General features: G+C 72.4%; 26 protein-coding genes. 18 read left to right on the top strand and 8 right to left on the bottom strand.

The window, feature by feature from the left end:
* Positions 1–186: 186 nt before the first annotated feature.
* The 14 genes from NFX31_RS16170 to NFX31_RS16235 all read left to right on the top strand — a co-directional run bounded on the left by NFX31_RS16170 (position 187) and on the right by NFX31_RS16235 (position 15,063).
* Positions 187–1,107, top strand: coding sequence for a serine protein kinase RIO (locus NFX31_RS16170; RefSeq protein WP_262956257.1), 921 nt, complete (start codon positions 187–189; stop codon positions 1,105–1,107).
* Between the two features lie 69 nt (positions 1,108–1,176).
* Positions 1,177–1,890: a sirohydrochlorin chelatase gene (locus NFX31_RS16175; protein WP_262956258.1), complete on the top strand. Its 714-nt coding sequence runs from the start codon at positions 1,177–1,179 to the stop codon at positions 1,888–1,890.
* 372 nt (positions 1,891–2,262) lie between these two features.
* Complete coding sequence (locus NFX31_RS16180; protein ID WP_262956259.1) at positions 2,263–3,297, top strand: metallophosphoesterase; 1,035 nt, start codon at positions 2,263–2,265, stop codon at positions 3,295–3,297.
* A 202-nt stretch (positions 3,298–3,499) separates the two neighbouring features.
* On the top strand, positions 3,500–5,239 hold the full coding sequence (locus NFX31_RS16185; RefSeq protein ID WP_262956260.1) for a nitrite/sulfite reductase: 1,740 nt from the start codon (positions 3,500–3,502) through the stop codon (positions 5,237–5,239).
* 170 nt (positions 5,240–5,409) lie between these two features.
* Positions 5,410–6,126: a phosphoadenylyl-sulfate reductase gene (locus NFX31_RS16190; RefSeq protein ID WP_262956261.1), complete on the top strand. Its 717-nt coding sequence runs from the start codon at positions 5,410–5,412 to the stop codon at positions 6,124–6,126.
* Positions 6,123–7,085, top strand: coding sequence for a sulfate adenylyltransferase subunit CysD (gene cysD, locus NFX31_RS16195; protein WP_091478029.1), 963 nt, complete (start codon positions 6,123–6,125; stop codon positions 7,083–7,085). Before NFX31_RS16190 ends, cysD begins: the two co-directional genes overlap by 4 nt.
* Positions 7,085–8,431, top strand: a complete 1,347-nt coding sequence (locus tag NFX31_RS16200; RefSeq protein ID WP_262956262.1) for a sulfate adenylyltransferase subunit 1 — start codon at positions 7,085–7,087, stop codon at positions 8,429–8,431. Before cysD ends, NFX31_RS16200 begins: the two co-directional genes overlap by 1 nt.
* Before the next feature lie 128 nt (positions 8,432–8,559).
* Positions 8,560–9,633, top strand: coding sequence for an ABC transporter substrate-binding protein (locus tag NFX31_RS16205; RefSeq protein ID WP_262956263.1), 1,074 nt, complete (start codon positions 8,560–8,562; stop codon positions 9,631–9,633).
* 121 nt (positions 9,634–9,754) lie between these two features.
* Positions 9,755–10,555 (top strand): ABC transporter ATP-binding protein, encoded by an 801-nt coding sequence (locus NFX31_RS16210; protein ID WP_082072328.1) that lies wholly within the window; start codon positions 9,755–9,757, stop codon positions 10,553–10,555.
* Entirely contained in the window at positions 10,545–11,510 is a 966-nt protein-coding gene (locus NFX31_RS16215; protein ID WP_262956264.1) for an ABC transporter permease, read from the top strand. Before NFX31_RS16210 ends, NFX31_RS16215 begins: the two co-directional genes overlap by 11 nt.
* Positions 11,507–12,394, top strand: coding sequence for a uroporphyrinogen-III C-methyltransferase (cobA, locus tag NFX31_RS16220; RefSeq protein WP_082072327.1), 888 nt, complete (start codon positions 11,507–11,509; stop codon positions 12,392–12,394). The genes NFX31_RS16215 and cobA overlap by 4 nt, the downstream gene beginning before the upstream one ends.
* Entirely contained in the window at positions 12,391–13,818 is a 1,428-nt protein-coding gene (locus NFX31_RS16225) for an FAD-dependent oxidoreductase (protein ID WP_262956265.1), read from the top strand. Before cobA ends, NFX31_RS16225 begins: the two co-directional genes overlap by 4 nt.
* Positions 13,815–14,144: a ferredoxin gene (fdxA, locus tag NFX31_RS16230; protein WP_045250885.1), complete on the top strand. Its 330-nt coding sequence runs from the start codon at positions 13,815–13,817 to the stop codon at positions 14,142–14,144. The genes NFX31_RS16225 and fdxA overlap by 4 nt, the downstream gene beginning before the upstream one ends.
* Complete coding sequence (locus NFX31_RS16235; RefSeq protein WP_262956266.1) at positions 14,137–15,063, top strand: NAD(P)/FAD-dependent oxidoreductase; 927 nt, start codon at positions 14,137–14,139, stop codon at positions 15,061–15,063. The genes fdxA and NFX31_RS16235 overlap by 8 nt, the downstream gene beginning before the upstream one ends.
* Positions 15,064–15,080: 17 nt before the next feature.
* Here NFX31_RS16235 and NFX31_RS16240 read toward each other — a convergent pair whose 3' ends face one another.
* The 3 genes from NFX31_RS16240 to NFX31_RS16250 all read right to left on the bottom strand — a co-directional run bounded on the left by NFX31_RS16240 (position 15,081) and on the right by NFX31_RS16250 (position 16,368).
* Positions 15,081–15,473, bottom strand: coding sequence for a type II toxin-antitoxin system VapC family toxin (locus NFX31_RS16240; protein ID WP_262956267.1), 393 nt, complete (start codon positions 15,471–15,473; stop codon positions 15,081–15,083).
* Positions 15,470–15,733, bottom strand: a complete 264-nt coding sequence (locus NFX31_RS16245) for a type II toxin-antitoxin system Phd/YefM family antitoxin (RefSeq protein WP_045250882.1) — start codon at positions 15,731–15,733, stop codon at positions 15,470–15,472. The genes NFX31_RS16240 and NFX31_RS16245 overlap by 4 nt, the downstream gene beginning before the upstream one ends.
* A 68-nt stretch (positions 15,734–15,801) precedes the next feature.
* Entirely contained in the window at positions 15,802–16,368 is a 567-nt protein-coding gene (locus NFX31_RS16250; RefSeq protein WP_262956268.1) for an ATP-dependent endonuclease, read from the bottom strand.
* Positions 16,369–16,472: 104 nt separating this feature from the next.
* On the opposite strand from NFX31_RS16250, the gene NFX31_RS16255 reads away from it, so the two are divergent.
* Positions 16,473–17,888, top strand: a complete 1,416-nt coding sequence (locus NFX31_RS16255; RefSeq protein ID WP_262956269.1) for an MFS transporter — start codon at positions 16,473–16,475, stop codon at positions 17,886–17,888.
* A 15-nt stretch (positions 17,889–17,903) separates the two neighbouring features.
* Here NFX31_RS16255 and NFX31_RS16260 read toward each other — a convergent pair whose 3' ends face one another.
* Positions 17,904–18,593 carry a TetR/AcrR family transcriptional regulator gene (locus tag NFX31_RS16260; RefSeq protein ID WP_262956270.1) on the bottom strand — a complete coding sequence of 230 codons (690 nt, stop codon included), beginning with the start codon at positions 18,591–18,593 and terminating at the stop codon, positions 17,904–17,906.
* A gap of 73 nt (positions 18,594–18,666) precedes the next feature.
* Between NFX31_RS16260 and NFX31_RS16265 the strand changes: the two genes are divergently transcribed.
* A complete protein-coding gene (locus NFX31_RS16265) occupies positions 18,667–19,590 on the top strand; it encodes an alpha/beta fold hydrolase (RefSeq protein ID WP_262956271.1) in 924 nt (307 codons plus the stop codon).
* 33 nt (positions 19,591–19,623) lie between these two features.
* Here the strand turns inward: NFX31_RS16265 and NFX31_RS16270 are convergent, their stop codons facing one another.
* Positions 19,624–20,166, bottom strand: coding sequence for a MarR family winged helix-turn-helix transcriptional regulator (locus NFX31_RS16270; protein ID WP_262956272.1), 543 nt, complete (start codon positions 20,164–20,166; stop codon positions 19,624–19,626).
* Positions 20,167–20,335: 169 nt separating this feature from the next.
* Here NFX31_RS16270 and NFX31_RS16275 point away from each other — a divergent pair, with 169 nt between their 5' ends.
* Both NFX31_RS16275 and NFX31_RS16280 read left to right on the top strand, forming a co-directional pair.
* Positions 20,336–21,124 carry a MarR family winged helix-turn-helix transcriptional regulator gene (locus NFX31_RS16275; protein WP_262956273.1) on the top strand — a complete coding sequence of 263 codons (789 nt, stop codon included), beginning with the start codon at positions 20,336–20,338 and terminating at the stop codon, positions 21,122–21,124.
* A gap of 121 nt (positions 21,125–21,245) precedes the next feature.
* Positions 21,246–22,163, top strand: coding sequence for a helix-turn-helix transcriptional regulator (locus tag NFX31_RS16280; RefSeq protein WP_091478018.1), 918 nt, complete (start codon positions 21,246–21,248; stop codon positions 22,161–22,163).
* 88 nt (positions 22,164–22,251) lie between these two features.
* On the opposite strand, the gene NFX31_RS16285 is transcribed toward NFX31_RS16280, so the two are convergent.
* The 3 genes from NFX31_RS16285 to dcd all read right to left on the bottom strand — a co-directional run bounded on the left by NFX31_RS16285 (position 22,252) and on the right by dcd (position 25,017).
* Positions 22,252–23,457: an MFS transporter gene (locus NFX31_RS16285; protein WP_091478017.1), complete on the bottom strand. Its 1,206-nt coding sequence runs from the start codon at positions 23,455–23,457 to the stop codon at positions 22,252–22,254.
* 224 nt (positions 23,458–23,681) lie between these two features.
* Entirely contained in the window at positions 23,682–24,410 is a 729-nt protein-coding gene (locus NFX31_RS16290; protein WP_091478016.1) for a hypothetical protein, read from the bottom strand.
* Between the two features lies 1 nt (position 24,411).
* Positions 24,412–25,017 carry a dCTP deaminase gene (gene dcd, locus NFX31_RS16295; protein ID WP_045250878.1) on the bottom strand — a complete coding sequence of 202 codons (606 nt, stop codon included), beginning with the start codon at positions 25,015–25,017 and terminating at the stop codon, positions 24,412–24,414.
* Positions 25,018–25,023 lie beyond the last annotated feature (6 nt).

Genomic DNA, 25,023 nt, shown 5'->3' on the forward strand with positions numbered 1-25,023 from the left:
TCGGACGGTTTCGGGGCCTCGACAGCGGCCACGGCCGGACCGTAGACTCGGCGGGCACCGGGATGCGCCCGGGATCCGAGGGAAGGAGCTGACGATGAACGTCTCTGTTTTCGCGCCCTTCGCCGACCTTCTTCCCTGAGGCCGCCGCCGAACCTCTTCGCGAGCGGCCCCGACCCGGAGTCTCTCGTGATCCCTTCCTCCGCATCCCCGGATGCCCCTTCTTCCTCCGTCCCCCTCTCCTCGTCCGCTCCGCGCGGCGTCGTCGGCGACTTCCTCTCGGCCGCCGACGACGACGACCTCGGCCTCTCCTTCGCCGACGTCGACCTCGTCGACGGTCAGCGCTGGACCACCTGGCCGACGACGACCCCGACCGAGCGCGGTCCCGAGCCGCGCCCGGAGTGGGTGGTGACCTCGGCCGGCGCCGTCGACACCGAGCTCGGCATCCTGAAGACCGGCAAGGAGGCCGACGTCTTCCTCATCGAGCGCGCGGTGCCCGGGGATCCGGCGCAGCGCAGCCTGCTCGCGGCCAAGCGCTATCGCAGCACGGATCACCGCAGCTTCCACCGTTCCACCGTGTACACCGAGGGGCGCCGCACCCGGAACTCCCGGGACGCCCGCGCCCTCGCGCGCAAGAGCGAGCACGGCCGCGAGGTCGCCGCGGCGCAGTGGTCGTTCGCCGAGTTCGAGGCGCTGCGCCGCCTCTGCGAGCTCGGCGCGCCCGTGCCCTATCCGGTGCAGGTGAGCGGCACCGAGGTGCTGATGGAGTTCATCGGATCCGGCGACGGCGTCGGCGCACCCCGCCTGGCACAGGTCCGGCACGATCCGTCACTGCTCGACGATCTGTTCGCGCAGGTCGTCGAGCTGATGCGGGTGTTCGCCCGGGCAGGGCTCGCGCACGGCGACCTCTCGCCGTACAACCTGCTGGTGCACGACGGCCGCGTCGTCGTGATCGACCTGCCGCAGATCGTCGACACGGTGGCGAATCCGCAGGGCCTGGATCTGCTGCACCGCGACTGCGTGAACGTGTGCGACTGGTTCGCACGTCAGCGGCTCGACGTCGACGCCGAGGCGCTGTTCGGCGAGTTGGTGGCGGAGTCGTTCGGCTAGCGGACCGCCGTCTTTCCCCGGATGACATGCTGCCGGGCCTGATCCGGCGGCACCGCATACACTCCGAGCATGACCCGCCCCGCCCTGCTCGCCGTCTCGCACGGGACGGGGGACGCGGCCGGTGCGGCAGCGATCTCGCTGCTCGTGCAGCGGGTCGCAGAGCGCCTGCAGAGCCCCGGCCAGGAGCCCGTCGAGGTGCACGCGGGTTTCGTCGACGTGCAGGAGCCGGATGCCCCGAGCGCCCTGGCGGCCATCGCTGGGCCGGTCGTCGTGGTCCCGCTTCTGCTGTCGCAGGGGTTCCACGTGCGGGTGGATCTGGGTCGCGCGGCCGCGGTCCGGCCCGACGCGGTGGTGACGGATCCGCTCGGACCCGATCCCCGGCTGGCCGAGGTGCTCGCGCAGCGGGTCGCCGAGGCCGGCGCGGATCCGGATCCCTCGACGCCGCTCGTGCTCGCCGTCGCCGGATCCCGCGACCCTCTCTCCCTGCCGGACGCCGAGGCCGCGGCGGCGCTCCTGGCCGAGCGGATCGGACGCGTCGTCGTGCCGGCGTACCTCGCGGCGCGCGAGCCGAGCCTCGCCGCGGCGCTGCAGACCCACCCCGGGGCGGCGGTCGCGACCTACCTGCTCGCGCACGGCTACTTCTTCGACGTCGCGGCGCGGATCGCCGGCTCCTCGGTGCTGACCGAGCCTCTGCTCGACGACGGCGAGCCCCCGGCGCCGCTCGTGGACCTCGTCGTCGCCCGCTATCTCGCAGGCGTCGCGCGGCTCACGGCACGAGCCTGAACCGCGGGCCGCGGCGGATCCGGGCACGCGGGCGGGGCACCCCCAGCGGCCCCCGCGCTTCCCGCACGCGAGATGGAAGACGTCGCTCCCTCCGCGATCGCAGCGGCGTTATCCATCTTCCGGGCGCGAGTGCTGCGCGCACGAGATGGATTTCGCTGCGCGGAGGACGGCGCGGGCGACGTTTTCCATCTCTCCAGCCGCGAAGCACTCGCCGGCGCGCAGCGGCCGCTCCTGGGGCGGGCCCGTAGCGCGAAGGCGGCAGTGCATCGCGAGTGTTCGCCCTCCGTTCACGCGACGTCCACTCGCATGGGCGCGCGCGGCGCGAGGGTGGGTACGGCGTCCGCCCCGGCGCCCCCGAGCGAAGGAATCCGCATGCAACTCCCCCGCACCCTCATGGCTGCCTCGGCGGCCGTCATCGCCCTGCTCGCCGCGGGCGCGACCCCCGCCGTCGCCGCCGACGCACCGGGCCAGGACAAGGCAGGGCACTACTCGTTCGCGATCATCGGCGACATCCCCTACGGCGCCGCACAGCAGGCGCTGTTCCCGCAGTGGATCCAGGAGATCAACGCCGCGAATCCCGAGCTGACGTTCCACGTGGGCGACATCAAGAACGGATCCAGCCGCTGCGACGACGCGCTCTACCAGCAGATCAAGGGCGATTTCGACACCTTCACGAACCCTCTCGTCTACTCTCCGGGCGACAACGAGTGGACCGACTGCCACCGCGCGAACAACGGCGCGTACAACCCCCTGGAGCGCCTCGCCTACGACCGCTCGGTGTTCTTCGCCAACCCGGGCGTCTCCCTCGGGCAGAACCCCGTGAAGCTCGACTCGCAGGCGGCGGCCGGCTTCCCGGAGAACGTTTCCCTGCGCCGCGACGGCGTGGACTTCGCGGTCGTGCACGTCGTGGGCAGCAACGACGGCGTGCAGCCGTGGGCGGGCCTCGGCGACACCGCGCCCCGGCCGGAGCAGCTCGCCGCGGAGCAGGCGAGGATGGCGAACGCGATCTCGCTCGTGAAGAGCACGTTCGCGACCGCGAAGCAGAAGCACGACCGCGCCGTGACCGTGCTGTTGCAGGCCGACATGTTCGACCCCACGTACACCCCGGCCTGGTCGGACATCTCGGCGTTCCAGCCGCTCGTGCAGACCCTCGTGGAGCAGTCCCGCGCCTTCGACGGCGAGGTCTACCTCGTCAACGGCGACAGCCACGTGTACAACTCCGACAAGCCGCTCGCGGCCGGATCCCCGTGGCTGACGACCTACGGCGTGACCGGATCCGCCGACAACCTCACCCGTGTGACCGTCGACGGCTCCTCCAACAACAAGGACTGGCTGCGCGTGACCATCAACCGTCCGGGCGCCGACCACGTGCTGAGCTGGGAGCGCGTCCCGTACATCGCGCACTGAGCTCGCGGCCAGAAGGCGGGATCCCTCGGGGTCCCGCCTTCTGCGTGTCCCGCGGTCTGCGGGAACCGGATCCGCGCGGCGGGCGCTCCATTGAACAGCATCCCGCCCGGAGGAAACTGGACCATGTCGAACAATGACGCTCCGTGTCGGAGCGGATGACACAGACGGGCGGATCCGGCGGGTGCGCACGTAGCTTGTCGGCATGTCTCCCGAACCGACCACTGCCGCGCCCGCCGGCCCGGTGCGCGGCGCCCGCACCCGCACCGCCCGCGTGCCCACCAAGCCGCACGGTCAGTGGGCCGTCGACGGCACGGAGCCGCTGAACGGCAACGAGGAGTTCAAGCTCGAGGACAACGGTCTGAACGTGCGCGAGCGGATCGAGTCGACCTATGCGGCCGGCGGATTCGCGAGAATCGACCCGACGGACCTGCACGGGCGATTCCGCTGGTGGGGCCTGTACACGCAGCGCAAGCCCGGGATCGACGGCGGCCGCACCGCGACGCTGAGCCCCGAGGAGCTCGAGGACGAGTACTTCATGCTGCGCGTCCGCGTCGACGGCGGCCAGCTCACGACCGACCAGCTGCGCGTGATCGGTGGGATCTCGACCGAGTTCGCCCGCGACACCGCCGACCTCACCGACCGGCAGAACATCCAGCTGCACTGGATCCGCGTGGAGGACGTCCCCGAGATCTGGCGTCGCCTCGAGGACGTGGACCTGAGCACCACCGAAGCGTGCGGCGACGTGCCGCGCGTGATCCTCGGATCCCCCGTCGCCGGGATCGCCGCCGACGAGATCATCGACCCCACCCCGCAGATCCTCGAGATCGCGGAGCGCTTCATCGGCGACGAGACCCTCGCCAACCTGCCCCGCAAGTACAAGACCGCGATCACCGGCCACCCCAGCCAGGACGTCGTGCACGAGATCAACGACTGCGCGTTCGTGGCCGTCACCCACCCCGAGCTCGGCATCGGCTACGACCTGTGGGTCGGCGGCGGCCTCTCGACCGTGCCCCGGCTGGGCGAGCGCCTCGGCGCCTTCGTGACGCCCGACCGCGTCGCCGAGGTGTGGCACGGGGTGATCCGCATCTTCCGCGACTACGGCTACCGCCGCCTGCGCAACAAGGCGCGCCTGAAGTTCCTCCTCGCCGACTGGGGCACCGAGAGGTTCCGTGAGGTGCTCGAGACCGAGTACCTCGACGCGCCGCTGCCCGACGGACCCGCCGCCCCGAGGCCGATCGGCCAGGGCGACCACGTGGGCGTGCACCGCCAGAAGGACGGCCTCTTCTACGTCGGCGCCGCGCCGGCGGTGGGGCGCGTGTCGGGCACGACGCTCACCGCACTCGCCGATCTCGCCGAGGCGCACGGATCCACCCGCATCCGCACGACGCCGTACCAGAAGGTGCTCGTGCTCGACGTGGCGGAGGACCGGGTCGAGTCCCTCGTCTCCGGTCTCGACGCGATCGGCCTGCAGGCCCGTCCGAGCCTGTTCCGCCGGGCCACCATCGCGTGCACGGGCATCGAGTTCTGCAAGCTCGCGATCGTGGAGACCAAGGTCAACGCCGCACGGGCGATCGAGCAGCTCGAGGAGCGCCTCGGCGCCCTGGAGCCCGAGATCGGCCGTCCGATCACCCTGCACGTCAACGGCTGCCCGAACTCCTGTGCCAGGATCCAGACCGCCGACATCGGCCTCAAGGGCCAGCTCGTCACGATCGACGGTGAACAGGTGCCCGGCTATCAGGTGCACCTCGGCGGCGGCCTCGCCAGCGCCGAGCGCTCGGAGGAGGCGGGCCTGGGCCGCACCGTCCGCGGGCTGAAGGTGCCCGCCGACGGCATCGCCGACTACGCGGAGCGCGTGATCCGGCGCTATCTCGCCGACCGGGAGCGCCCGGACGAGACGTTCGCCACCTGGGCGCACCGGGCCGACGAGGAGGCCCTGCAGTGAGCGCCGTGGATCCCGCCACCCCGGTCGCTGAGGCAGTCGAAGCGCCCCCGACGCACACCCCCACCCCGGTCGCTGAGGCACTCGAAGCGACCCGGACGCACACCCCCGTCCCTTCGAGAACCTCAGGGACCGACCCCGCCACCCCGGTCGCTGAGGCACTCGAAGCGACCGTGCGGAAGCGGTCCCTCGACGAGCTGCGGGCCCTTGCCGAGCGTGGGGCCGCGGAGCTGCGCAGCGGATCCGCCGACGAGGCCTCCCCTGCGGAGGTCGTCGCCTGGGTCGCCGCGAACGTCTCGCCGAGGCTGGCCGCCGTCGCCTGCTCGATGGCGGACGCGGCGCTGCCGCACCTGGTCGCCGCGGCGATCCCGGGGGTGGACGTGCTGTTCCTGGACACCGGGTACCACTTCCTGGAGACGACGTTCACGCGCGACGAGGTCGCCCGCACGCTCGACGTGCGGATCGTGGACGTGAAGCCCGAGAAGACTGTGCGCGAACAGGACGCGGAGCACGGCAAGGACCTGTTCGCGCGGGATCCCGCCCTGTGCTGCGAGCTGCGCAAGGTGGCCCCGCTGCACAGGGCCCTCGGCGGCTACGAGGTGTGGTTCACCGGCGTGCGCCGCGACGAGGCGCCCACGCGGGCCAACACGCCGCTGATCGTCTTCGACGAGCGCAACGGCCTGATCAAGGTCAATCCCGTCGCGGCCTGGTCGTTCGACGACCTCATCGCCTACGCGACCGCGCACGAGGTGGTGGTGAACCCGCTCGTCGCCAACGGCTACCCCTCGATCGGCTGCGCGCCGTGCACCAAGCCCGTCGCTCCGGGCGAAGACCCCCGCTCCGGCCGCTGGGCCGGACTGGCCAAGACCGAATGCGGACTCCACGTATGAGCATCGACACACTGACCACCGAGCGCCCTTCGTCGGTTCCTGAGCGAGGAGCGCAGCGACGAGACGAAGGACTCACCGGCCTGGATCTGCTCGAGGCCGAGGCGATCCACATCATCCGCGAGGTGGTCGCCGAGTTCGAGCGTCCGGTGCTCCTGTTCTCGGGGGGCAAGGACTCGGTGCTCGTGCTGCACCTCGCCGCGCGCGCGTTCGCGCCGGGCCGGATCCCGTTCCCGGTGCTGCATGTGGACACGGGGCACAACTTCGACGAGGTGATCCGGTTCCGTGACGAGACCGTCGAGCGGCTCGGCCTGAAGCTCGAGGTCGCCCGCGTGCAGGACTACATCGACGACGGCCGCCTCACCGAGCGCCCGGACGGCACCCGCAACGTGCTGCAGACGCAGCCGCTGCTCGACGCGATCGCCGCGGGCAGGCACGACGCGGTCTTCGGCGGCGCCCGCCGCGATGAGGACAAGGCCCGCGCGAAGGAGCGCATCATCTCTCTGCGCGACGAGTTCGGGCAGTGGGATCCGCGCAACCAGCGCCCCGAACTGTGGAGCCTGTACAACGGCCGGCACACGCCGGGCAAGCACGTGCGCGCGTTCCCGATCTCGAACTGGACCGAGCTGGACGTCTGGCGCTACATCGCCCGCGAGCGGATCCCGCTTCCGCCGCTGTACCTGGCGCACGAGCGCGAGGTGTTCCGCCGCGACGGCATGTGGTGGGCGGTGAACGAGCATGCCCTGCCGCGCGCGGACGAGCAGGTCGAGCGCCGCACCGTCCGCTACCGCACCGTCGGCGACGCGAGCTGCACCGGTGCCGTCGAGTCCGACGCGGCGACGGTCGACCAGGTGGTCGCCGAGGTGGCGCGCTCCACGCTCACCGAGCGCGGCGCCACGCGCGCCGACGACCGGATCAGCGAGGCCGCCATGGAGGACCGCAAGAAGAACGGATACTTCTGATGAGCACGACCGAGACCTCAGGGACCGGGGTCGTCGAGCCCGTTCCGACGCTGCGCGACACGACCCTGTTCCGCTTCGCCACCGCCGGATCCGTCGACGACGGCAAGTCCACCCTCGTCGGACGGCTGCTGCACGACGCGAAGGCGATCCTCGCGGATCAGCTCGAGCAGGTCGCTCGCACCTCCGCCGACCGCGGCTTCGCGCACGGCGAGTTCGACTTCGCGCTGCTCACCGACGGCCTGAGGGCCGAGCGCGAGCAGGGCATCACGATCGACGTCGCGTACCGCTACTTCGCCACCGATGCCCGCAGCTTCATCCTCGCCGACTGCCCGGGACACGTGCAGTACACGCGCAACATGGTCACCGGATCCGCCACCGCCGACGCCGTGGTCGTGCTGATCGACGCGCGCAAGGGCGTCGTGGAGCAGACCCGCCGGCACCTCGCCGTGGTGTCGCTGCTGCGCGTGCCGCACGTGGTGGTCGCCGTGAACAAGATCGACCTCACCGGCTTCGACGAGGAGCGCTTCCGCGCGGTCGAGGAGCAGGCCCTCGCCGTGGCCGCCGAGCTCGGCCTCATCGACACGCACGTCATCCCCGTCTCCGCCCTCGAGGGCGACAACATCGTGGATCCGTCCGAGCGCACGCCCTGGTACGAGGGTCCGACGCTGCGCGAGCTGCTGGAGACCCTGCCCGCGCGCACCGCCGAGGAGGACGCGGCGTTCCGCCTGCCCGTGCAGACCGTGATCCGCCCGCAGGGAGGCGTCTCGGCCCTCATCGACGAGGCGGAGGCGGATGCGCTCCGCGACTACCGGGGCTTCGCCGGACGGGTCTCGAGCGGCTCGGTCCGCGTCGGCGACCGCGTGCAGGTGTTCCCCGGCGGACACGAGACGACGGTCACCGGGATCCGCGTCGCGGGTCGGGTCGCCGAGGCGGCGCACACCGCGCAGTCGATCGCGGTGACGCTCGCCGACGAGCTCGACGCCGCGCGCGGCGCGCTCATCGCCGCGGCAGGCACCGTGCCCTCCGGGCACCAGGAGGCCGAGGTGGAGATCTTCCAGCTCGACGTCCGGCCCGTGGCGCCAGGGGCGCGCGTGCTCGCGAAGCACGGGACGTCCACCGTCCAGGCGATCGTGACCGAGGTGCTCTCCCGACGGGATCTGGACACCCTCGCCCTGGAGGACGCGGCGGAGATCGCCGTGAACGAGATCGGCCGCGTGCGGATCCGCTTCGCCTCCCCTCTGCCCCTCGAGCGCTACGCCGACGACCGCGAGGGCGGCGCCCTGCTGCTCATCCACCCCGTCGACGGCGCGACCCTGGCCGCCGCGACGGTCGTCTCCACCCCCTGACCCCTCCCCTCTCCCGTCTATTTCTGCCGAACCGTGGGTTTTCACCCTGAGATCCCACCGTTCGGCAGAAATAGACGGAGCTGGATCCGCCCACACCCACCCACCCAAGAACGCCTAAGGAGGCGACAGTGAATCGCAAGACCCGCATCGGCACGGCCCTCACGACCCTCGGACTCGCGATGGCGATGCTCGCCGGCTGCGCCTCCGCCCAGGCGGCGACCCCGACGACCACGCCGGACAAGCTCGACACGCTGCGGCTGGGCTACTTCGCCACCGTGACGCACGCGCCCGCGCTCGTGGGCGTGGAGAAGGGCTTCCTGCAGAAGGAGCTCGGCGACACCCAGCTGAAGACCGAGGTGTTCAACGCCGGCCCGGCCGCGATCGAGGCGCTCTCCGCCGGCGCGATCGACGCCGCGTACATCGGCCCGAACCCGGCGATCAACACGTTCATCAAGTCGGGCGGCGCCTCGGCGCGCATCATCGCGGGCGCCACCAGCGGGGGCGCGGCGCTCGTGGTGCGCGACGGCATCACCAGCGCGGACGACCTCAAGGGCAAGACGCTGGCCACCCCGCAGCTCGGCAACACGCAGGACGTGGCGCTGCGCACCTGGCTGTCGTCGAAGGGCCTCAAGACCAGCGTCTCCGGCGGCGGCGACGTGACCATCACCCCGACCGAGAACGCGCAGACCCTGACGCTGTTCAAGAACGGACAGCTCGACGGCGCCTGGCTGCCCGAGCCGTGGGCGTCGCGTCTGGTCGTCGAGGCCGGGGCGCACGTGCTGCAGGACGAGCGCGACCTCTGGCCCGGCGGGAAGTTCCCCACCACAGTCCTGCTGGTCAGCAAGGATTTCGCCGACAAGCACCCCGACGCGGTGAAGGAGCTGCTGGCCGGCCACCTCGACTCCCTCGACTGGATCGCCAAGAACCCCACCGAGGTCGGCGGAGTCGTGAACACGGCGCTGCAGAAGGCGACCGGCAAGCCGCTGGCCGACGGAGTGCTGACCAAGGCCCTGGCGAACGTGTCGTTCTCGGCGGATCCGAATGCGAAGGCGTTCGCCACGCTCGTCAAGAACGGCGTCACCGCGGGCACGCAGACGAAGGGCTCGATCGACGGCCTGTTCGATCTCACGGCGCTGAACGCCGCGCTGAAGGAGCGCGGCGAGAAGGCCGTGAGCGACGGCGGACTGGGTGCGAAGAAATGACCCCCTCGCAGAACACGACGCCGGAGACGCGCCACGCGGAGGCCTTCTCGGCGCTCGTCACGGCGGACTCTCCTGCGTCGTGTTCCGCGCGCGCGGGTGCTGAGGATCGCGGGACGAGCCGATGACCGCACCGCTCGCGCCGAGCTTCGACTCGATCTCCCCCGTGCCGCCGGTGTCGGATCCGGTGGATCCGGCCGTGCGCCTCGCGCACGTCACCAAGCGGTACGGATCCGGCCCCGTCGTGCTGGACGACGTGTCGCTCGACATCGCCCCCGGGGAGTTCGTGTGCCTGCTCGGCGCGAGCGGCTGCGGCAAGTCCACGCTGCTGAACCTCATCGCCGGCCTCGAGCCGGTGTCCGCCGGAACGCTCACCGCCCCTGCGGAGGGCGCCGCCGTGATGTTCCAGGATCCGGCTCTCATGCCCTGGCTGAGCGCGCGCCGCAACGTCGAGCTTGCCCTGCGCCTGCGCGGCGTGCCGCGCGCCGAGCGCCGGGTCGAGGCGCTGCGCCTGCTCGGGATCGTGAATCTCGCCGATGCGGCGGACAAGCGCCCGCACGAGCTCTCGGGTGGGATGCGGCAGCGCGTGGCACTGGCCCGCGCGCTCGCCCAGGACCGCCCCGTGCTGCTGATGGACGAGCCCTTCGCGGCGCTCGACGCGATCACCCGCGACCTGCTGCACGAGGTGCTGGAGAACATCTGGCGCGAGACCGGTCGCACGATCGTGTTCGTCACGCACAACGTCCGCGAGGCGGCCCGCCTCGGCCAGCGCGTCGTGCTTCTCGGCAGCCGTCCCGGCCGCATCGCGCGCGAGTGGCGCGTGACCCGCACCCGCGGCCGCCGGATCGAATCGCCCGAGGTGTCCGCGCTGGCCGCGGAGATCACCGTCGAGCTGCGGAAGGAGATCCGCCGAAATGCCGACTGAGACCACCGACCCCGTCGCCGGGTCCGTCGAGGCGGCGTCCCCGGGCCCCGCCCCGGCGCCGGCGACGAGCGCGGAGACCGGGCGCCGCACGGACGACGACCTCTCCCGCCTCGAAGCCGGACTGGATCGCCTGCAGACGACCGGCTCCGGATCCGGTTCCCGCGGACGCGAGCGTCTGCGGGCGATCCTGCCGCCGGTCGTCCTGCTGCTGGTGCTGCTCGCCGCGTGGCAGGCGTACATCGTGATCGCCCAGCCGCGCCCCGACAAGGCGCCCAGCCCGCTCCAGGTGCTGGGGGCCCTCGGCGACGCCTGGCAGGCGGGCCGACTGCAGGAGTCGGTGCTCACGAGCCTCGAGCGCGGCGGCATCGGGTTCCTCATCGCGATCGCCATCGGCACCCCGATCGGCCTGCTTCTGGCCGAGTGGAAGCTGCTGCGCCGTGCCGCCGGCCCGCTCATCTCCGGGCTCATGGTGCTGCCGAGCGTGGCCTGGGTGCCCGCCGCGATCATCTGGTTCGGCCTGTCGGATGCGACCGCGTACTTCGTGATCCTGATGGGCGCGATCCCGTCGATCGTGAACGGGCTGCTCGCGGGCATCGACCAGGTGCCGCCGCAGCTGCGTCGCGTGGGCACGGTGCTCGGCGCGAACCGGTGGCAGTCCGCCACCGCGATCGTGCTGCCCGCCGCCCTGCCCGGCTATCTCGCCGGGCTCAAGCAGGGATGGGCGTTCTCGTGGCGCTCGCTCATGGCCGCCGAGATCATCACGACCGGCGGGACGATCGGCTTCGGGCTGGGGACCATGCTCGACCAGTCCCGACAGCTCGCTGATCTGCCCGGCGTGCTGGCAACCATCATCCTGATCCTGGCGATCGGCATCCTCATCGAGCTGGTGCTGTTCGCTCCGCTGGAGCGCGTCGTGCTGCGCCGCCGCGGATTCCTGCTCGGAGGTGCCCGATGACCTGCGGAACCGTCACCCTCGTCGGAGCGGGCCCCGGCGACGCGGGCCTGCTCACGCTGCGGGGGCTCCGCGCCCTCGAGCACGCCGACGTGATCGTCGCCGACCGGCTCGGCGCCCGCGCCGTGCTGGACCAGCTCGCGGACGAGGGCGTGGTCCTCACCGCCGAGGTGATCGACGTCGGAAAGACCCCCGGCCACCACCCCGTGCCGCAGAACGAGATCAACGCGCTGCTGGTGCGCCACGCGAGGGCCGGTCGCGAGGTCGTGCGCCTCAAGGGCGGGGATCCGTTCGTGCTCGGACGCGGTCGCGAAGAGGCGCTCTACTGCGAGGCCGAGGGCGTCGCCGTGCGGGTCGTGCCCGGGGTGACGAGCGCGATCTCGGTGCCCGCCGTGGCCGGGATCCCGCTCACCCACCGAGGCGTCGCCACCGCCTTCACCGTCGCGAGCGCGCACGACCCGATCGAGCAGCTGCCCGGCGGATCCGATCACACGGTCGTGCTGCTCATGGGCATCGGCACCCTCGCGCACACCGCCGGCATCCTCGCGCGCGGCGCCCGGGGGGCCGACTGTCCCGTCGCGATCGTCGAGGACGGCTACGGATCCGGCGAGCGCGTCACCATCGGCACGCTCTCCACGATCGCCGCCCTCGCCGCCGTGCGCCAGGTGCGCAATCCCGCCGTCGTGGTCGTGGGCGACGTGGTGCGCCTCTCCTCCGCCTGGCCGGGCGACTCCCTTTCCGGCGCGCTGAGCGAGGACGCCGAAGGCGACCGCGACGGAACGCGGTTCCCCGCCACCTCGTTCGAGACCGCGTTCCGTCTCCCTCCCGTTTCCCCGGTGCTCGCTCATCGCCCCCGTCCCCTCGACCGAAAGACCCTGCAGCCGTGACCGCTCCCGCCCCCTCCGCCCCGCTCCGCGTCGCGATCGTCGGCGCCGGCCCGGCCGGCATCTACGCCGGCAACATCCTCACGAACGCCCTCGCCGCCCGCGAGGACGGCTCCTCCGTGGAGATCGATCTGTTCGAGTCGCTGCCCGCGCCCTATGGCCTGATCCGCTACGGCGTCGCCCCGGACCACCCCCGGATCAAGGGCATCGTGAACTCGCTGCACGAGATGCTCGACGCGCGCGCGGAGGGCGCCGATCGGCGCGTCATCCGCTTCCTCGGCAACGTCGAGGTCGGTCGCGACGTGTCGATCGACGAGCTGCAGGCGCGCTATCACGCCGTGATCCTGGCGACGGGGGCGATCCGCGACGCCGCGCTGCGGATCCCGGGCGTGGATCTCCCCGGATCCCACGGCGCCGCCGACTTCGTGTCCTGGTTCGACGGGCACCCCGACGTCCCGCGCACCTGGCCGCTCGTCGACGAGCAGGTCGCCGTGATCGGAAACGGCAACGTGGCCCTCGACGTGGCGCGCATCCTCGCGAAGCTGCCCGAGAACCTGCGCAGCACCGAGGTGCCCGACAACGTGCTCGAGGGCCTCGAGGCCTCGGCGGTCACCGACGTGCACGTGTTCGGCCGCCGCGGGCCCGCCGACATCAAGTTCACCCCGATCGAGCTGCGCGAGCTCGGAGAGGTCGCGGGCGTGGACATCCTCCTCGACGACGCCGACTTCGACGGAGTGGATCCCGCGTCCGCGTCGACGAACCAGCTCAAGATCATGCTCCGCACGCTGAACTCCTGGCGCGACCGCCCGGAGAACCGCGGGGAGCCGACGGGCAACCCTCGTCGCCTGCACCTGCACTTCTGGCATGCACCGGTGGAGATCACCGGATCCGACCGCGTGGAGGGGATCCGGTTCGAGCGCACCGCGCCGAACGCCGACGGATCGGTCTCGGGCACGGGCGTGTTCCGCGACTACCCGGTCACGGCCGTCTACCGCGCGGTCGGCTACTTCGGATCCCCGGTGGTCGAGGTGCCGTTCGACGAGCGCCGCGGTGTGGTGCCCAACGAGGGCGGCCGCGTGAACGGCGCCGCGGGCGTGTACGCGACCGGCTGGATCAAGCGCGGCCCCGTGGGTCTGATCGGACACACCAAGTCCGACGCGACGGAGACGATCGCGAACCTCCTCGAGGATGTCGATGCAGGCCGTCTGGTCGCTCCCGTGGAGACCGCGGACATCCTCGAGCTGCTCGCCGAGCGCGAGGTGGAGGTGACCACGTGGGACGGGTGGCTCGAGCTCGACGCGCACGAGCGCGCCCTGGGCGCAGCCCACCGGCACGTGCGCGAGCGGGTCAAGGTGGTGCCGCGCGAGGAGCAGGTGGAGATCTCGCGCAGCGCCGCGCTCTCGGACGCCGGGGCGCGCATCCGATGACCTATGTGATCGCGCTGCCCTGCGTGGACGTCAAGGACAGGGCGTGCATCGACGAGTGCCCTGTCGACTGCATCTACGAGGGTGAGCGCTCCTTGTACATCCACCCGGATGAGTGCGTGGACTGCGGCGCCTGCGAGCCGGTGTGCCCGGTCGAGGCGATCTACTACGAGGACGACCTCCCCGACGAGTGGGGCGACTACTACAAGGCCAACGTCGAGTTCTTCGACGAGATCGGCTCCCCGGGCGGCGCCGCCAAGGTCGGCCCCTACGCGTTCGACCACCCGCTGGTCGCCGCGCTGCCTCCGCAGGCGGACGGCCATGACTGACGACGTCTACGACGTGCTCGTCGTCGGCGGGGGCCCGGCCGGCCTCTCCGCCGCGCTGAACCTCGCCCGCTCCCTCGCCCGGGTGCTCGTCGTCGACGCGGACCGGCCGCGGAACGCGGCGACGCTCATCTCGCACGGGTTCCTCACCCGCGACGGGATCCCCCCGCACGAGCTGCGCCGCATCGCCCGCGAAGAGCTCGCGGCCTACCCGAACGTCACGATCCGCACCCGCGAGCGCGTGTTCGAGATCGTGGCCGAGGGATCCGGTTTCACCGCAGGGGTCGGTCGGCGTGCGCCGGAGGTCACGGTCCGCGCGCACAGGGTGCTGCTCGCGACGGGCCTGCGCGAGACGCTGCCCGAGGTGCCGAACCTGCGCGGCTTCTACGGCGTGACCCTCTTCAGCTGCGCGGCCTGCGACGCCTGGGAGCTGCAGGACCGCCCCCTCGCCCTCATCGGCGAGACGCCCGATCTCGCCGCGCGCGCCCGGCTCATCGCCCGCTGGACGACGCAGCTCACGGTCTTCACGAACGGTGCCGACATCGTCGACGCCGCGGAGGAGGCGGAGCTCGCCGCGGCGGGGATCTCCGTCGAGCGCAGCCCGATCGCCGAACTGCACGGCGAGCGCGGCGCCCTCACCGGGATCCGCCTGGCCGACGGCACGGAGCACGTCGTCGAGGGCGGCTTCGTGCGCCCGGAATGGCAGACCGACCTGTCGTTCCTGCCGTCGCTCGCCCCCGACCTCGACGCGCACGGCCATCTCGCCGCCGACCGCGCAGGCCGCACCAGCGTGCCGGGCCTGTACGCGGCGGGCGACGTGGCCTCGCCCGGACCGCAGCAGCTCATCGTCGCGGCGGGCGCCGGGGCGCGTGTGGCCGCCGTCATGATCCACGACTCGATCGGCGTCGCGACCGCGCACTGACCTGACTCGGCCTGCGGTCAGCCCGCGTCGGCGCACAGAGGGTGAGGCGGGATCCCCGCTTCTTGCGCGCGTTCCCGGAGCTCGCGGTCGAAGCTGAGCATGGAGTCGACCACGCCCTCGAGCTGGAGCGCCGTTGCCAGGTGGAGGGCATCGGGGGCGCGCAGGCCCGAGCGGATCTCCATGGCTCGATCGAGCACCTGGTCGTCGAGCGTCACCAGATTCACGCGATCCAGGAGCCGCGCCACCTCCTTCCCGCCGGCGCGCCGGCGCTGCGTGACGGCCGCGAGCTCGAGCGCGAGCAGCCGTGATGCGATCAGCAGCTCCCCTCGGGCGAAGACGTCGCGCATCTCGTCGGTCCCTTGCTCCGGAACGATCGCCTTGATCGCCGCAGAGGTGTCGAGGTAGATCACCAGCGCTCCCCGCGGATGTCCTCGATGATCTCCTCCGATGTCATGCCCAGGTCGATCGGTTCGAAATCGAGCGGTCCGGATGCGGTCGCGGGCCTGATCCTCCCCTCGGCGACGAGCCGATCCCAGGCGCTCTCCCTCGGCGGACCGATCTCGGCGATGGCGCGCCCGCGCTCCGTGACGGTGATGTGCTCACCGGCCGCGACCCGCGCGAGCACCCGCGCGGTCTGCTGGTTCAGCTCGGTCTTCGTCACGGTTCCCATGCAACCACGCTACGCCGAAACTAGTAGAACTACTACACAGGCTCCGAGCCGCACCGTCTCCGCCTCGCTCACAACGCCGCGGCGACGACCGCGACCGCGTCGAGCAGCGCGGCGAGCGGATCCGGGATCCGGTCCGGCGGCAGCGCGGCGACCACGTCGGCGGCGAAGACGGTCTTGCGCCCGCTCGCCGTGCTCGCGAACCGGTGCAGCTGCGCCTCGACGGAGCGCACCCGCTGGGCGGGCTGCCCCTGGAACACCCGGAACAGCGCCAGCTCGCCGCGCGCGTCCAGCGTCTTCCGCACCCGCTCCGCACCGGCCGCACGGATGACCTCGTCCTCGAGGTCGCGCTCGCATCCGAAGAACCCGCACCGGGCGACGGCGGCAGGATCCGCCCCGCCCTCGCGCAGCAGGCCGCCGGCGACCAGGGCGCCGACGACGTAGCGGAGCTCGGCCGCGTCGTAGAGCCCGAGCACGGGCACCGCCGGATCCCGTCGCTCCAGCCACCACGCGCGCAGATTCGTGATGCCGCCGAGCGCGACCACCTCGGCGCGCAGGTCGTCACCGCGCACGCGCGCCGCGGCGATGAGGGCGAGGCGATCGCTCTCCCCCTCCACGAGCACGACGGGCTGCACCATGCCCCGACGCTACCCGGCGACGCGGTCCCGCGCGCACCGTCGCGGCGGATTCCGCATCGGCGCGCCGCTACCTCTCGTTCACCGGCACGCACGAGACTTCCTGCATGAGCAACGGCGATCATCCCGAGCCCCAGGCCACCGCGAACAGCGGGGCTGTCGCGGTGGTGGGCCTCGACCTGCGCGGCGACGAGCCGGCCCCGAAGAAGCAGATCTACTCCTGGGCGCTCTGGGACTGGGCGACGCAGCCGTTCCACTCCGTGATCCTGACGTTCATCTTCACGGCCCTCTACCTCACCACGAACGCGTTCCTTCCTCCCGAGATCGCCCAGCTCGACAAGACGGATCCGGCCCGCGTCGCCGGGATCGCCGAGCTCACGAGCGGTCTGGGACTCGGCGGCACGATCGCCGGGCTCGCCATCCTGCTGCTCGCGCCCGTGCTCGGCCAGCGCGCCGACGCGGCGGGCCGGCAGAAGCTGTGGCTCGGCATCGGCACCGGCGCCCTCATCCTCTGCATGCTCGGACTGTGGTTCGTCACGCCGACCCCGGCGCTGTTCTGGGTGGGCGTCGCCCTGATCTCGGCCGGCGTCGTGTTCAGCGAGATCGCCTCGGTGAACTCGAACGCGATGCTCATCTCGATCGCGAGCCCGAAGACCGTGGGGCGCATCTCGGGCCTCGGCTGGGGGTTCGGCTACCTCGGCGGCATCGTGGCGCTCGTGCTGGTGATCGTGTTCTACGCCTCCCACTGGTTCGGCCTCTCCGCGGACGGCGGGCTGCCCTTCCGCCTCATCGCGGTGGGCTGCGCGGTGTGGGCGATCGTGTTCTCGATCCCGATCTTCCTGAACGTGCCGGAGCCGTCGCTCGGACGCCCGGAGCGCAAGGTCGGCTTCTTCGCCTCCTACGTCCTGCTCGTCAAGGACGTCATCGGCCTCTACCGCGCCCCCAGCACCCGCACGACGTTCTGGTTCCTGGTGGCCAGCGCGGTGTTCCGGGACGGCCTGAGCGCGGTCTTCACGTTCGGGGCGGTGATCGCGAGCACGGTCTTCGGGTTCGAGTTCATCCAGCTCGTGATCTTCGGCGTCGCCGCGAACCTCATCGCGGGCGTCTCCACGATCCTCGCCGGGCGCCTCGACGACCGCTGGGGGCCGAAGCGGCTGATCCTCATCTCGCTCGCGTGCATGATCGTCTCCGGCCTCGCCGTGTTCGCCCTGGTCGACACCGGTCCGATCGCCTACTGGATCGGCGGGCTGATCCTGTGCGCGTTCGTCGGACCGGCGCAGTCCGCTGGGCGATCCTTCCTGGCCCGCGTCACGCCCGCCGGCCGCGAGGGCGAGGTCTTCGGCCTCTACGCCACGACCGGTCGCGCGGCGAGCTGGATCGCCCAGGGCGCCTGGACCGTGCTCATCGTCCTCACGGGCAACACGAAGTTCGGGATCCTCGGGATCGTCGTCGTGCTGCTCGCCGGGCTCCTGCTCCTTCTCCCCGTCAAGGAGGCGCGGCAGAGCGTGCGCCTCGCGCACTGACCCGGCGCCGGACGGTCAGCGGCCCGGGTCGGCGACGAGTCCGGTCAGCAGGTCCGCGGCGGCGCCCGCGGAGCGCAGCCGCTCGTGCATCGCGCGTGCCGCCAGCTCGTACGGCCGCGCGTCCTGCAGGAGCAGCGACCTCGAGTTCGCCGCCTCGTTCAGTGCCGCCAGCTCGAAGGCGAGCTGCTCGGGATCCGTGCCCTCGGCGAGCTCGGAGGCGGAGATCGCGTGCCGCGCCTGCGCCTCGATGTACCCGTACCAGTCGGCCAGCGCCGCGCGCACGGCGTCGCGCACCGGTCCGGGCTTGGAGTCGACGTCGGCCGCGGTCGCCGCGAAGAAGCAGCCGCCGGTGAACACGCGGTCGCGGGAGTAGTCCAGCGCGTTGCGCAGCAGTGCGGACAGCCGGCGCACACCACGCGGCTCGGTGCGCGCACGCTCGACGATGCGCTCGGTGAAGATGTCCCTCGCGGCGGCGATCGTCGCCAGCTGCAGGCCCTCCTTGCTCTGGAACAGCGTCGCGATGCTGCTCTTGCCGCGCCCGGAGGCCACCGCCAGCCGCCCGATCGTGAGGCCGTCGAGCCCGTCGACCGAGGCGAGATCCGTGGCGCTCTCCAGCACGGTGCGCCGGGAGGCGTCGCCGCGCAGACGTCGTCCGTCCGCGGCGGCGGCGGCCGTGGCGGGATCGTGCAGCAGAGATTCGGACATGGGCCTAGTGTACGAACGATCGTTCGCATAGTCTACGTATGACCGTTCGTATTTATTGTCTGGAGGGATCCCGATGACCGCTTCCGCCCGGCTCCTCAGCACCGGCATCCGCACGCTCGGGGCCGTCTCCCCCGACCTGTCGGCGCGACTCGCCCTGCGACTGTTCTTCTCGACCGCCCCGCGCATGGCCGTGCGCGACGCCGATCGCGCCACTCACGAGGAGTCCCGGCAGGAGCGGATCCGGCTCCGCAGCTCGGACGTCCTCGTCTACCGCTGGGGCCGCGGCGAGCGCGCCGTGCTGCTGCTGCACGGCTGGCAGGGGCGCGCGTCGCAGTTCGCCCCGCTCGTGCGCGAGCTCGTCGCCGAGGGGTTCCGCGTCGTCGCCTTCGATGCGCCGGCCCACGGCGGATCCGGCGGCCGGCGAACCGACATCCGAGACTGGGTAGAGCTCGCCGAGCAACTGGGTCGGACGGACGGGCCCTTCGACGCGCTCGTCGGACACTCGTTCGGCGGCCTCGCCGCGCTCACCGCAGCACGCACCGGCACGCCGGTTCCGCGCGTCGCCGCGATCGCGAGCGCCGCCTCGCCGACCGCGTTCCTCACTGAGTTCTCCCGGGGGCTCGGCCTCTCGTCCGCCGTCGCCTCCCGGTTCGCGCGACGCTTCGCCGCGCGCTTCGGTCTCGACGCCGCGGGGATCGCCGCCGCGTACGACGCCGTGGGCGACCCGCTCCCGGACGGCACCGAGCTGCTCGTGGTGCACGATCGCGGCGATCGCCGGATGCCCGACGCCGACGCTCTCCGCCTGCACGCGGCGCACGCCGGCCGCTCGCGGCTGCTGCGCACGGAGGGCTACGGGCACAACCGGGTGCTGCAGGCCGACGCCGTGCTCGACGCGGTGCTCGATCTCGTCCGCTCCGAACCCCCGCAGCCGACCGGTCGCCCGACCGGCAGCCGGACTGCGGCGGACGTGACGGCCCGGGCCGTCACCGCGGGCTGACCGCCGCGCCGCTCTCGGGGCGCGGCGGAGCGCTCAGCGCCAGTTCTCGGCCACCTTGGCGAGCAGCCGGGCGAACTCGGCCTGCTCCTCGGCGGTCAGCGCCGACATCGCGCGGCGCAGCGCCTCGCGTCGGTCGCCGCGCACCCCGCGACCGAGGCGCCGGCCCTCATCGGTCAGCACGATGCGGGTGCGGCGCGCGTCGTCCGGGTCGGCCTCGCGGCGCAGCCACCCGCGCTCCACGCCCTGCTGCACCAGACGCGACGCACGCGGCTGATCCACCCCGATCGCCTCGCCGAGGGCGCTCACGCTCAGCGGCCCTGCGGCGAGCGCCTCGAGCATGCGCACGCGCGCGGGCGCCTCCCCGCGCGTACCACCCCACGGCCCGCCCGCCCAGGGCTCGGCCCCACGACGGCCTCCGTGCGGTTCGCCGTGCTCGCCGTGCGGGCCGCCGTGCCCGTGGAAGCCGCGACCGCCGTGCGCATGCTCCCGCGGAGGGCGCGGCCCGCGCCCTCGCAACAGGCCCAGGGCGGCGACGATCGCGTCGAGGGGATCCGGTGTTTCGGCGTTCTGTGACACGATCCGATTTTACATGCGACTTGACATGGATCTGTAATGCATGTCACACTGCATGTACATGCATGATGACAAGCATCCGGACCGGATCCGTCCCCTTCGACAGATGAAGGAAACGGGGCGCCGCCTGAGCGCCGCGCCGCGGTCATCCCCCGATCAGAACAGGACCACCATGAACACCTCTCAGAACAGCACCGAGAACACCTCCTCCGACCAGGGCCGCCCGTTCGGCTTCTGGATCTCCGCCGTCGACCGACTGACGGCCGCTCGCTTCGCCACCGCCTTCGAGGATGAGGGGATCACCCGCCGCGACTGGCGGATCCTCAACGTGGTCGACGGCACGGTCCCCTCCGGTCGCGACCTTCCCGACCGCAAGCTCCATCACCTCGCCGACCTCGGCTGGGTCGAGCGCACGGCTGACGGCTGGGCCCTCACTCCCGAGGGCGTCGCCGCCAAGGCGCGCCTCGGCAACGCCGTCGAGGAGATCCGCGCCGAAGTCGCCGCCGCCCTGGATCCCGAGGAGTTCGCCGCCCTGGCGGCCTCCCTCGAGAAGCTCGCCCGCGGGCTGGGCTACGAGGAGGGCATGCGCCTTCCCCGTCGGCCGGGTGCGCGCCGGGGCGAGCGCGGCGAGCACCGCCGCGGTCATCGCGAGCACGGGCGCCCCCACGGCGCCGGCTTCGGCGGGGGCCACGGCCGCGGCGCCGGCTTCGGCCACGGCGAGCGCTTCGAACGCCCCGCGCACGATCGCTTCGCCGAGCACCCCGGCTTCGGACGCGAGTGGCTGCGCCGCGCGCAGCAGCACGCCGAGCACCGCCACGGCGAGCACCCGCACGGCGAGCACCCGCACGGCGAGCACCTGCACGGCGAGCACCTGCGCGGCATGGGTCCGCGCGGACGGCATCACCGCCGCTCGGCCGAGCACATCCACATCCACCTGCACCACGGCCGTCGCGACGGCTGACCCGCAGCACCCCTCCGGCCCCTGTCCGCACACCCGCGGCAGGGGCCGGATCTCTTTCCGCGCCGCCTTCGGGTGCGTCTCCGCCGGAATACGCTCCCCGCGTACGCGGTTCCTCTCTGACATGACGCTCATCGCCCCCGGCCCGGCATCGCCCGATGTCGCCGTCGCGGGTGCGGTCACGCAGACCGGCGGTGCCGTCGAGGCCCTGCTCTCCGCGGTCGACGTACGGCTGCGCCGGCAGGTGCGCATCGCACCGGATCCGGCCGAGACCATCGCTCTCGACCGCGATGCGCTGTCGATCGTCTACGTCATCGACGGCGCGGTGCACACCCGCTGCGGCGACAAGCCGATGTCGCTCGCCCAGGGCGATGCCCTGCTGACGCCCGGCCGGGTGCCGATGTCGGTCAAGACGGATCCGGGAACCCGGATCCTCGTCTCGACCCTCATGCTCGTTCCGCACGCCGCGCACATCGCGAACGCGCTGCCGGACGTCGCGCTCGTGCGCGACTTCGCCCATCACGAGCCCGCCGCGGCCGCGCTGGCCTCCCAGGTCGGGCTCGACCTCACGGCGCTCCCTCTCGACTCCGCCACGATCGAGGCCACCGGCCGCGACGGCGACGCCGTGATCTGCCGCATGATGGCCAACACCGTGCTCGCGTCGGTGATCCGCGCCTGGGCCGCGCACGGCTGCGCCCCCGCGGGCTGGCCGGCGCGCACGAGCGACCCGTTCCTGGAGAAGGTGATCGAGGCGATCCACGCCGCACCGGGCAAGGACTGGAGCGTCGAGGGCCTCGCGAGCGTGGGCGCGATGTCGCGCACGGTGTTCGCGGAGCGGTTCCGCGCCGCCTTCGGCACGTCGCCGGCGAGCTATGTCACCGAGGTGCGCATCCGCGCCGCGCAGGACCGGCTCGTGCTGGGGTGCCTCGTCAGCGAGATCTCGCGCGACCTCGGCTACAGCTCGGACGAGGGGTTCAGCCGCGCGTTCCGCCGCCGCACCGGCCAGACCCCCACCGCATGGCGCGAGGCCCGCACGGCCTGAGCCCCGACGCCCGGCGCATGCTCCCGCCCGCGAAGACAGAAGCCTGCGCCCGAGCGGGATCCCGCTCGGGCGCATCCCACCGATCCGGTCAGCGGCGGCTGAGGCGGTCCGAGAGCCCGAAGAGCACGGCGCCCACCACGAGCACCGCGGCGCCGATCACGTACACCTGGGTGATGCCGATCCCGTCCACGAGCGCGCCGCCGACGGCCGCGGCCGTCATGATCGCCGCCTGGAACCCCATCACCACGAGGCTCCCGCCGGCCTCGAGCCGGTCGGGCATCCGGTGCCCGATCCAGGTGTTCACGATGAGCAGCCACGAGGCGAAGAAGAAGCCCCACACGAAAACCACCACGCCGATGGCCCAGAGGGATCCGGTGAACGCGTTCATCAGGAGCGCCATCGCGGCGAGCACGAACGGGGTGACCACGGCGAGGATCCGGTAGCTGCGGTCGACGATCACGCCGATGCCGATGTTGCCGATGAACCCGCCGATCCCGAAGAGCGCGAGCAGCAGGATGATCGTCCCCGCGTTGATCGGGGCGCCGCCGTCGTGCACCCGCTCGAGGGCGACGCGGATGTAGGTGTACGCCAGGAAGTGCCCGAGCACAACGAGCACGTGCCCCACGATGCCGAGCCCGATGCCCCGGCGCCGGAACGTGTCCACGAGCGTCGACAGGCGCGCGGCGCCCTCGGCGGGCACACTCGGCAGGGCGATCCGCAGGGCGACCGCGAGCAGACCGGTCCCCGCCGCGGCGATCGCGAACACGCCCCGCCAGTCGAGCGCCTGGCTGAGCAGCACGCCGAGGGGGACGCCGGCGACCGTCGCGAGCGACACTCCGGCGGAGGTGAACATCATGGCGCGGCCGAGCCGTTCGGGGCCGGCGATCCGCGCGGCCACGGTGACCGACATCGACCAGAAGCCGCTCAGTGCGCCGCCGAGCAGCACCCGGGCGAGGAGCAGCAGCGGAAGGTTCGGGGCGATCGCGACGACGACGTTCGAGACGGTCGCGCCGATCGCCATCCACACCAGCAGCGAGCGCCGGTCCAGCCGCGGCAGCATGAGCCCGATCGTCGGGGCGACGATGAGGCCCGCGAGCGCCGTGACCGTCACCATCTGTCCGGCCTGGCCGGGGGTCACGCCGATCTCGGTGGCGATGTCGGTGAGCAGTCCGCCGGGCAGGAATTCAGCGGTCACGAGGAGGAAGCTGGTCGCCATCATCACGAGCAGCGCGCCGTAGCGCATCGGCTGCGGGCGGACGCCTGAGGCGACGGGCACAGGGGCGGTCGTGGTCATGCTTCCAGCCTTCCGTGCGCGCGCGCTGCGCGCCCGATCATGCGTCCGGGGGATCCGACCGATCGTCCGGACCGCGTTCGCGCCACCGTCGAGGCCGGCTGCCGCGCGACGGATGCAGGACCGTGCGACACCTGCATGACGGATCCGGCTGGATCAGCCTACAGACGTCGCCGGATCCTGCAGACGTCGCGCAGTCGCCCGTCGGATCCGGCGGCGGCCGACTGTCAGAGGAGCGGAGCGACAGCCGGGATCAGCGCGTCGGCCGCGGACAGCGGCCACGCGCCGTTCGCGACGAGCACGGCGATCAGCACGATCGCGCCGACGAGCAGCGCCGCAAGGATCACGAACACCAGCACCACGAGACCCGGGTAGCCGCCTCCGTCGCGCCCCCGCGCGGCCGGCGGTCTCGGGCGCTCCGGGGGCAGCGCGGGCAGCGGCGGCAGACCGGCGGGCGCCGGCACGGCGGGCGCAGACCCGGGCTCCGTCGCCACCGCGGGCTCCGTCGCGACCGCGGGCTCCGTCGCGACCGCGGGCTCCGTCGCGACCGCGGGCGCCGGCACGGCGGGCGCAGACCCGGGCTCCGTCGCCACTGCGGGCTCGGATCGCGGACCGTCGGCAGGATCCGGGATCTCCGACGCCGCGTCGCCGAACAGCACCGGATCCGGATCCGCCAGGATCGCGGCGAGACCGGGAGTCTCCTCGGCCGGCGCGGCCTCCTCCGGCGTCGCCAGGAGGTCGGCGAGCGCCGCGCTCTCGTCCGCCGGGGCGATCTCCGGGTCGGCGAGCAGGTCGGCCAGCCCCTCGCTCTCGACCGGCGCGGGCGCGAGCTCGGTGTCGCCGGCGGGCGGCTGCGCGGTGGGGTCGGCGGGCACGGACACGCTGGGCGCCGACCCCGCAGGAGCCTCCGCCGCGGGCTGCTCGCCCGCGGTCGGGTCCGTCTCGTCGCCGGTCATGTCAGCCGCCGGTGGATCCCGCGTCGGTGATGCCGACGTCGGTGCGGTGGAAGTTCTGGAAGGAGCGCGACGCGGTGGGTCCGCGCTGCCCCTGGTAGCGGTTGCCGTACGGGCCGGATCCGTACGGGTTCTCCGCCGGGGAGGACAGCTGGAAGAAGCAGAGCTGCCCGATCTTCATGCCCGGCCACAGCTTGATCGGCAGGGTCGCGACGTTCGCGAGCTCGAGCGTCACGTGCCCGGTGAACCCCGGGTCGATGAAGCCCGCCGTCGAGTGCGTGATCAGCCCGAGGCGACCGAGCGAGGACTTGCCCTCCAGGCGCGCGGCGATGTCGTCCGAGAGCGACACCTGCTCGAACGTGGCGCCCAGCGCGAACTCGCCCGGGTGCAGCACGAAAGGCTCGTCCGGGTCGACCTCGATGAGGCGGGTCAGCTCCGGCTGATCCTCGGCCGGGTCGATGAACGGGTACTTGTGGTTGTCGAACAGTCGGAAGTAGCGGTCCAGCCGCACGTCGATGCTCGACGGCTGGATCATGCTCGGCTCGAGCGGATCCAGCCCGATCCGCCCTGCGTCCAGCCCCGCCCGGATGTCTCTGTCGCTCAGCAGCACGGTTTC

Origin of the sequence: Microbacterium azadirachtae (genome assembly GCF_025583665.1) — a bacterium.
GTDB lineage: Bacteria > Actinomycetota > Actinomycetes > Actinomycetales > Microbacteriaceae > Microbacterium > Microbacterium azadirachtae.